Here is an 844-nt window from a genome sequence, read left to right as displayed (position 1 = left end):
GGTCGTGTCGTGTATCTGGTGGAAATTCCCTGGCGGCGTCCTCCTGGCATGTGAAGTTGCGTCTGGTCAGGCAGCGAGGTCAAGGGCGCTGCGCGAGATTGGCTGAGACAAGGTCTCCCAGCCGTCGACTTTCCGCATCTGGATTGACCGGACGCCAGCAGCGCCCAGAGCGGCATCGGGACGGTTTCCGCACAGGGCAGCACGGTCTGCGTCTTGATGCGGCGGCGAAACTCCTCGTTGAGCCGTTCAATCGCATTCGTGGTTCGCGCTGATTTCCACTGCGAGGAATCGAGGCGGGTAAAGGCAAACAGCCGATCGCCGGCCTCCTCGAGGCTGTCGGCAACCGCACGGCATTTCAGGCGTCACTTGCGCAGAAACGCCTTGCGCCGTGCCTCAACCTCGACTGCTGTTTCGGCATAGATCATGTCCCTGTAGTCCTCGGTCAACTCGTCGTGCATGTGCTTTGGGGCGTGACCGAGAAGGTTGCGATGCTTGTGCACTGTGCAGCGCTGGATCGGCAGGTCCTCGCCCCAGAGCGCGACCAGCGCAGCCTCGAGGCCGGGCGCGCCGTCGACGATGACGAACTCCGGCCGCCTCAGGCCACGGACATCGAGGTCTTCGAGAAACTGGCGCCACGCCGCCGTGCTCTCGCCGCCCATGTTCTTGATCGATAGCAAGACCTTCTGCCCGTCCCGGCGCACGCCGATGGCGGCAAGGACGGAAATGTTCGTGGCTTTCCTGTCCAGGCGGGACTTGATGACCGTGCCGTCGAGGATCAGACGGACGATGTCTTCCTCATTCAAGCTTCGGGCGCTCCACGCGTCCCGGTCGACCTTCACCTTGC

General features: G+C 63.2%; 1 pseudogene. It reads right to left on the bottom strand.

Annotation, left to right across the window (positions count from 1 at the left end):
• Positions 1-66: 66 nt before the first annotated feature.
• Positions 67-844 (bottom strand): annotated as a pseudogene (locus Q1A87_RS23560) (IS256 family transposase); the annotation flags it as partial.

The sequence above is a fragment of the uncultured Jannaschia sp. genome (assembly GCF_947494055.1).
In the GTDB taxonomy this organism is placed as follows: domain Bacteria; phylum Pseudomonadota; class Alphaproteobacteria; order Rhodobacterales; family Rhodobacteraceae; genus Jannaschia.
Note: the sequence above shows the minus strand (reverse complement) of the source record. Positions and strands in the feature narration are given on the sequence as shown.